Raw genomic sequence first — 8128 nt, forward strand, 5'->3', positions numbered from 1 at the left:
AAATTTAACATAGTGAAATCTTTATAAATTCGAGCCGGCGTATGCGTTACACATAATCCGTAAGGGGGCGGCGCTCAGAGTTGCGAGGCGGCCCGTCCCCACGACTTTTTAAATTTTGCCCCCACCCGCGCGACGCTAGCGGTGCGGACTGTGTCCGCGTTAAATTTTACTAAGTAGCGAAATAAACTGCGCGCTCTTACAAAACGAGCGTAGCGACGCAAGGCTCTTAGCCCGGCGGCGTTTCTTGCGAGCACAAGCGAAGCAGAGCAAGTAGCGCCCCTTTCCCCTTAAGAGAAAACGCCGCAACAACCTAAATTCTAGAGATATAATTTTATATAGCAAAATTCCAAAGATAGAATTTTAAATTTATATCGCGAATTTTACGAGCCGCAAATTTAAAAGCAAAGCTCTAAATTTCAACATCCATATCCACGGGTTCGATCTGCAGCCCGCGCAGATCTGCAAGGTGCTGCACCGCGGCGTCTGTTTCGGCGTTTTTTGGAAGCACGATGTGAAAGCCGCGATCAAACGCCAAGAAAAAATTCTCCCCGCCCGCAGCGATTCGATTTAGCGAGCGCGCGGCAAATTTCTCGCTTGCGCGCGGCTCGCCTTTTGAAAACGAGATCGTCTCGTCGTCCGCGACGAAGCTCATCTCCGTGCTCGAGTCTTGCGCGAACTTAGCGGCAGAGAGATGTTTTCTTAGCATGCGGCGGTAAAATTTCGGATAAAAAATAAGCCACGCCGCGCCCAAAATAACCGACGCCACGCTCGCAATCGGCGCCGTTTTTAAAAGCCCGTCGATGATGATGCCAACGAGCAAAAACTCAAATGGTATGGCGTAAGTGCTGATAAGGCGCTGCTTGCGCGCCTTTTTGCTGTAAAGCAGCATAAATTTATTGAGGTTATCGACGTCGCGATTTGTGATTTGCACTTTCATATTTTTCCTTTAATTTTTGCGTAATTGTAGCGAAGCCGCCTTAAATTTGCGTCTATTAACTTCCGTGAGATAAAATCCCTTTTTAAAGGAGATAGCTTGAAATCTTTATTAAAAATCAACGGATTTTTGCCGTTTTTGGCGATTATGTTTATCAACGCAAGCGTCGATCTGGGCCATAAGATCACGATCCAAAACGTCCTTGTAAAAAGCGCCGATTCCGGCGCTCTCATCGCCCTTACCTCACTTGTAAATTTGCTAATTTTGCTGCCTTACGTATTTCTTTTTAGCGCCAGCGGCTATCTCAACGACAAATTCTCGCGTACTCGCATCACGCGGATCTGCGCAAAACTCGGCGTCGCATTTACCGCGCTCATTACGCTCGGATATCTGTGCGGATGGTTTTATTTCGCATTTTTTATGACGATCCTGCTTGCGGCGCAAAGCGCGATCTACTCGCCCGCCAAATACGGCCTGATTAAAAAGATCGTCGGCGCGAAAAATTTAGGCGCGGCAAACGGTCTCGTGCAGGCTCTTACCATCATCGCGATTCTGCTTTCATCGCTTGCGTTTTCGGTGATTTTCGAGCTGTTTGCGACGCGCAGCAACGACGCAGGAGAGCTGATGAGCTCGGTTTGGTTCATCGGCGTGCTTTTGGTCGCGGGCTCCGCGCTTGAAACATACTACTCGTATAAAATTCCATTCTTCGACGCCGCGCAACCGCAGGCGGAATTTGACACGAAAGAATATCTACACCTGCGCTACTTGAAGCAAAATTTAAATTTTGTGCTAAAAGACAAAAACGTCCTGCTCTGTACGCTGGGACTTTCGATGTTTTGGGCAGTCTCGCAGCTCGTGATCGCGACCTTCCCGGCTCACTACAAGAGCCTTAGCGGCAGCGATAACGTAATGGTGATCCAGGTGATCTTAGCTCTTAGTGCGATCGGAATCGCGCTAGGCTCGATCTTTGCGGGCAGCTACTGCAAAAAGCATATCGAGCTTGGTATCGTGCCGTTCGGCGCATTCGGGCTTGCACTCGCGCTAATGGTGCTAGCCAACGCGCACTCCGTATTTTGGCTCGGCACGGCGTCGTTTTTCTTCGGATTTAGCGGCGGAATTTTCATCGTGCCGCTCAACGCCGTCATTCAGTTTTTTACCGCCGACGAGCGCATGGGACGGGTGCTCGCGGGCTCAAATTTTATCCAAAATATCTTTATGGTGCTGTTTTTGCTCATCGCCATCATCTTGGTGCATTTTGCGGTCGCCAGCGGCGAAATCTTCGTTATGGCTGCTCTTTGCGTGCTCATCTGCGGGATATTCGGCGCGAAATATCTGCCGCAGCTTTTCGTTAGAATTTTACTCATTCCGTTTATGAAATTCGGCTACCAGGTCCACGTAGACGGTATCGAAAACATACCGCAAAAAGGCGGCGTACTGCTTTTAGGAAACCATATCAGCTGGATCGATTGGGCGGTAGTGCAGCTTGCGTGCCCGCGCGGGGTGCGCTTCGTGATGCATCGCAGCTACTACGATCTGTGGTATTTGAAGTGGTTTTTTAAAATTTTTCGCGTCATTCCGATCGGAGCGGGCGTGAGCAAAAGCGCGATCGAAAGTATCCGCGAGGCACTAAATGCTGGTGAAGTAGTAGGGCTCTTCCCCGAAGGCCACATCAGCTACAACGGCCGCATAGACGAGTTTCAAGGCGGATTTGAGCTAGCCGCGCACGATACGAACTCCGTAATCGTGCCTTTTTATATCAGAGGGCTTTGGGGATCGACGTTTTCGCGCGCCAGCGAGCATTATAAAAGAACGATCTCGCAAAGCGGTAAAAACGCACTTCGCGTAAGCTTCGGCGCGCCGATTCAGGCAAATTCCAAGGCGCATGAAGTAAAACGTGCGGTAACGGAGCTATCGTTTTTCAGCTGGGGCAAATACCTCGCAAGCCTAAAGCCGCTTGCTTACAACTGGCTAAATCAGGCCAAACGATCGCCTTTTAAGCGCGTGGCGGTCGATAGTACGGGAGTGAGCTTCACAAATTTAGCGATGATGAGCGCCATTTTGATACTTCGCAAAAGACTAAAAAGCCGCATAAGCAGCGAGGAAAACGTAGGTATCGTTTTGCCTAGCTCGGTCATCGCAAGCGCCGTAAATTTAACGCTTTTTGCGATGGGCAAAACGAGCGTAAATTTAAACTACACGCTAAGCGAGGAAAATTTAATCTACTGCGCGGATAAAGCAAATATCCGCACGATCATCAGCTCTCGCAAATTCGTAGAAAAGCTCAAATCAAAGGGCTTTGAGCTGGAGAGCTCGATCGGCGATCGGCTCGTGTATCTTGAAGATTTAAGCGCGGGTACCTCTAAAAACGAGCGCATAGCCTGCGCGCTAAAATCGCTGCTGATGCCTAAAATTTTATTTCGCGCGCTGTATTTTAAGCCGCACGCGATAGAGGACGTAGCGACCATTTTATTTAGCAGCGGCAGCGAGGGAAAGCCCAAAGGCGTGGTTCTGACGCACAAAAATATAATGGCGAACGTCCGTCAAATTTCGGAGCTCATAAACGCTACCGAGCACGACGCGATTTTAGCGTCGCTGCCGATCTTTCACTGCTTCGGGCTTACCGTAACGACGCTATTTCCGCTAAACGACGGAATTTTAAGCATCCACGTACCCGATCCTACGGACGCCTTTAGCGTCGGCAAGATGAGCGCAAAATACGGCGCTACGATAATGTTCGGCACTTCGACGTTTTTTAGGCTCTACACCAAAAATAAAAGGCTCAATCCGCTTATGCTAGCAAGCATCCGCCTGGCGATTGCGGGCGCGGAGAAGCTAAATGAAAACGTCCGAAAGGAATTTAAGATAAAATTTGGAATCGAAATTTACGAGGGCTACGGCACGACCGAGACCGCGCCGGTGGTGAGCGTAAATACGCCGAACGTCCTCGAACCCGATTTTTTCAAAGAGCTTCACTTCAACCGCGAAAAGAGCGTCGGCTTGCCGCTTGCGGGCACGGTCATAAAAATAACCGATCCCGCCTCGCTGCAACCGCTATCAAACGGGCAGGAGGGGCTTATCTTAATCGGCGGACATCAGGTTATGAAGGAATACTACGATGAGCCGGCAAAAACCGCCGAAGCGATCGCGCAAATAAACGACGTGCGCTACTACAAAAGCGGCGACATCGGCTATATCGACGACGACGGGTTTTTATTTATCACCGACCGCCTTTCACGCTTTGCCAAAATCGGCGGCGAGATGATTAGCCTGGGCGCGGTAGAAAGCGCCGTGGGCGAAATTTTGGGCGAAAGCGCGATCTATTCGTGTGTAAACTTAAAAGACGAGAAAAAGGGCGAGAAGATCGCTCTGCTTTACGTGGGTGAGGCGAGCGAGGATGAAATTTCGCGCCGCCTGAAGGACTCCGCGCTGGCGCCGATAATGCAGCCAAGCGTCGTGAAAAAGGTGGAGCAAATCCCGGTGCTAGGTAGCGGCAAGGTAAATCTCAAAGCGGTAAAGGATCTGGCGATAGAGCTCGGGCTTTAGGGCAAAAAGACTAAATTTTTATAAAGTGCAATGCTAGACTAATTAGCGAAATTACCAAAGATAGAGTGCAAATCATATAAATTTTAATGCTACTTTTAGTTTGAAGTTTGCGCAAGATTTCAGAATTTTGTGCTATCAAAGCTGCATTCTTTGCTATAAGCTCGTCTGCTTGGTGTCTAGATTATTTTTATCATCTAGATTTAAAATAATCTTCTCAATATTTTTTGCATTACTAGTAATTGCTGCTTCTTGAGCGTCATCGATTTGAGCTTTACTATTTAGCGTAGTGTAAATTTGATTAATTTGTTGAGACATTTGCTCATGTTTATCGTCAAGCCTTGCCTGGTCTACTGCAAATTTTTCTGTAGCGTCTACAAGACTACGAAACGCTTTTGCACTCTCATCACTTAATTTGATAATATTTCCATTTGCATCTTTTATCCCGTTTTCAAATAGAAATGCCATAGCACGGTGTAGCGATAACGAGAATTTGCTTGTCATTTGCGTAAATTTTATAGATTCTCGTATAATTTCAGAAAGCTCGTCAATCGCATCATTCTGGCTAATTTGAGCTTTGTTTGTAAGCCTTAGTGCATCGGCTAGTTTATCTTCTCTACTCTTGCCGCAAATACCGAGCGTTATTAAATTTTTTATATCAGATCCACCTATGTCCAAGCCCTCGGCATCCGATGACAGACGTTTTGCCTTTTCTATTTTTTCTTTAGCTCCTTGGATATTTAAAAATATCTCTTGAGCTTTTTTTCTTGCTAATTCATCTAGCTCGTCTTGCGACATTTTTTCTAGAACTTCGACCGATATAGTCTCGTCCCTTACTAAATTTTCCATTTTTACTTCTCGATTGTTTTATTTAGTTTAATTCTTAAATTCTGCATCTTATCGATAAAATTCGATACCGCCATGCTTGTTTCTTGCGAACTATCACGCACTATGCGTATCGTATTCGCTAGCTTTGTTATACTTTGTTTCACATCTACGAAGAACTCGTCGTATGCCTCACTCAAAGCCACCCAGCTCAGAGCCACTTGATATGCCGATATCTCCCCACTTTTTGTTACGAGTTGAATTTGGATTTTATCAGCCTTACTTTGAGAATGAAGCTTATCCATAAAATAAATTACTATAGTCGTTAGTACCCCACCCAGAATTGCAGATAAGCACGTGCTTACGATATCTCCCACACTTTTGCCTATTACCGGTACTATAAAGGAAAAAATAGGCGTCAAAACAGGAATGCTTAGCAAAAATTTATCTATAGCTTCGCTCAGCCCTAGCGATAGAGCGCCAATTAATCCAGCAGTTAATACTTTAACGGCTTGATAGCCAACCTCATCTTTATCTAAACCCCTAGGTGGATTAACTAAAATCTTAACTGCCTCTTTTAACGAGACGAATCCTGCTCTTATCATCGCCACGAAGCGTTTTAACGTGGTAGCAAAAACGTTGATTAAAAATACGCCCAAATTTGATATAAAAGATGTTAATCCTTTCTCTATACTGCCTGCCACCAAATCTTTCCATTTCGATTTCAGACTATCTAAAATTTCACTCATTCTAGTCTTAAATCTCACCCAAATTTCACCGAAGCTCTCCTTCCCTCTTTGTTTAAAAGCAAGCTTAATTTCGGTTATAGCTCCTTGTGCAATTTCTCTCATAGCAACGCCTATAACTGTGTATGCCATTATCTTGGTGATATCTTTACAACCTGTAGTCAAGAGTTCTTTTGAGTATTTTTTAACCTTTGCCTTATCTATTTCACCATAGACAAATTTTCTAGCCTTCTTATCTTTTTGCATAGCTTTCTGCTCATCAATGCCAAATTTTTCAGCCTTTCTTTGCCCCGTCTTTTTATCTTCCTTATTCAAAAAAACTTTCATCTCATCGCTACCTTTCGACTGATTTATGCTGCCATCGATAAGAGCTAGATTTTCTTTATCTGCCGCAATTTTGGCGCGTTCCTCGGGGCTTAGAGCCAAATTTGCAGACACAGAGCTTTCTATCTCTTTTACCGACACAATATGATCTAAGTGCACCCTGCCATATTTTGGTAAATTTCTGCCAGTGTATTCATCTATTATGATGGCTTCATTCTGAAGGGCTTCGTTTCGTCTTTTTACTAGTGGCTTATCGTATCCTACTTTATTTCTTACTTCTAAGTATTTGCCATTACGATTTGCTATCATATCGCTATATCTTGCAGCGTCTGCTTCATTTGCCGTTATACCTTTTTCAAAATTATGCACGGTCGTTACGCTACCTCCGTCTCTTGCATCTATAATTAGGCTAGCCAGCCCAAATTGTGACGTAATAGCGCTAATTGCACTAGCTTCACAAAGATGTAAAAGCGTGCTGGTTTGATTTTCCGGAAGCTTGGAGTGCAAATTTGAAAGTTCGTCTAGAGCATTTTGCAAGCCATCTGTAAGTTCTATCTTTAAGCTTTTATGATCAAAAAGTTCGTTAAGCTCTTTTTCCGTTTTAGAAAAGTCTTTATTGAAATACGTGCTTTTAGGTGATTTAGAGAGAAAACTAGCCATTGCAAATCTTTTTTAAAATTTTAAAAGAAATATTTTACTCAGCACTTCTTATATATTGCTTAATTTTATGTAACTACGAAAATTCTAAAATTTCTGTATTTTAATTAGTGCTAAATTTAAGAAGTTATAACTAAATCTGTAAGAACAGTGCTGCGAAGCACACGCTTCGCAGCAAATTTAAAGGAGAACTATTTAAAAGATGGAGCGATTTGCGCTACCCACGCCTCGATGCGGCTCTCGGTGAGGTCGCTTTGATTGTCATTATCTAGCGCGAGGCCAACGAATTTGCCGTCCACTACGGCCTTACTCTCGTCGAACTCGTATCCGTCGGTAGATACCGCGCCTACGATCTTTGCGCCCGCTTTTTTGAAATTTTCATATAGCTCGCCCATCGCGTTGCAATACGCATCGCTATAGCTTGAGCTATCGCCCATGCCGAAAATCGCGACGGTCTTGCCCGCGACATCAAGGGCTGAGAAATCAAAGCCCGCCCAGTCGTCCTGCAGCTCGCCGTCGTTCCACGTGGAGCTGCCAATGATGAGCGCGGTGTATTTATTTAGATCTGCAGGCGCGATGTCCGCAACGTTTTTAAGCTCGTTTTCTATGCCTAGCTTTTCGGAGATTAGCTTCGCGGCGTCCTCGGTATTACCCATCGAGCTTCCAAAAATAATTCCAACCATTTGGTATCCTTTTAATAAATTTTGTCGGTGAGCTTGTATGGTACTAATTTCATAATGAAATTTCCCTTAAAGCATTCGCTTTTTATCTCGACGTGGCGGTTAAAATTTTCATTTTTTGGATAGACAAGATATACGGCATCGAGGTTTGCTCCGCGGCAAAGCTCTAGTGCTTTTTTTATATCATTATCATAAATGGCTGGATTGAGGTAGAATTTTTTTAAAGCTCGTAACCACGCCTAGGCTAAAACCGCTCTTGCGAACTACGATGAGCTCGCCTGATTTACCCACAAGCTGCAGCTGTGCGCCTGCATTGCGAAGCGTGATTTTGCAAAATACGAAGTTGCGAAATGCATCGTCTCCGTTTAGCAGCAATCCGCTACGCAAGCTCACGATTGCGCGAGTTAGCTTATAAGCGGGCT

Annotated in this window: 6 protein-coding genes; 1 reads left to right on the forward strand and 5 read right to left on the reverse strand. The window is 45.1% G+C overall.

Features of this window, described 5'->3' with window-relative positions; genetic code table 11:
- Window positions 1-409 precede the first annotated feature (409 nt).
- Window positions 410-937: a hypothetical protein gene (locus Q0198_RS09065; RefSeq protein ID WP_297897223.1), complete on the reverse strand. Its 528-nt coding sequence runs from the start codon at window positions 935-937 to the stop codon at window positions 410-412.
- Between the two features lie 96 nt (window positions 938-1033).
- Here Q0198_RS09065 and Q0198_RS09070 point away from each other — a divergent pair, with 96 nt between their 5' ends.
- A complete protein-coding gene (locus tag Q0198_RS09070) occupies window positions 1034-4477 on the forward strand; it encodes an acyl-[ACP]--phospholipid O-acyltransferase (protein WP_297897225.1) in 3444 nt (1147 codons plus the stop codon).
- A 153-nt stretch (window positions 4478-4630) separates the two neighbouring features.
- On the opposite strand, the gene Q0198_RS09075 is transcribed toward Q0198_RS09070, so the two are convergent.
- From Q0198_RS09075 to Q0198_RS09090, 4 genes are all read right to left on the reverse strand, one after another.
- Window positions 4631-5323 carry a hypothetical protein gene (locus Q0198_RS09075; protein WP_297897227.1) on the reverse strand — a complete coding sequence of 231 codons (693 nt, stop codon included), beginning with the start codon at window positions 5321-5323 and terminating at the stop codon, window positions 4631-4633.
- A gap of 2 nt (window positions 5324-5325) precedes the next feature.
- Window positions 5326-7029, reverse strand: coding sequence for a hypothetical protein (locus Q0198_RS09080; protein ID WP_297897229.1), 1704 nt, complete (start codon window positions 7027-7029; stop codon window positions 5326-5328).
- A 188-nt stretch (window positions 7030-7217) separates the two neighbouring features.
- Complete coding sequence (gene fldA, locus Q0198_RS09085) at window positions 7218-7709, reverse strand: flavodoxin FldA (protein ID WP_297897232.1); 492 nt, start codon at window positions 7707-7709, stop codon at window positions 7218-7220.
- Window positions 7710-7895: 186 nt separating this feature from the next.
- Window positions 7896-8128: hypothetical protein (locus Q0198_RS09090; RefSeq protein ID WP_297897234.1), on the reverse strand; the 233-nt coding region annotated here is incomplete at its 5' end.

The sequence above is a fragment of the uncultured Campylobacter sp. genome, assembly GCF_938045205.1.
Taxonomy (GTDB): domain Bacteria; phylum Campylobacterota; class Campylobacteria; order Campylobacterales; family Campylobacteraceae; genus Campylobacter_B.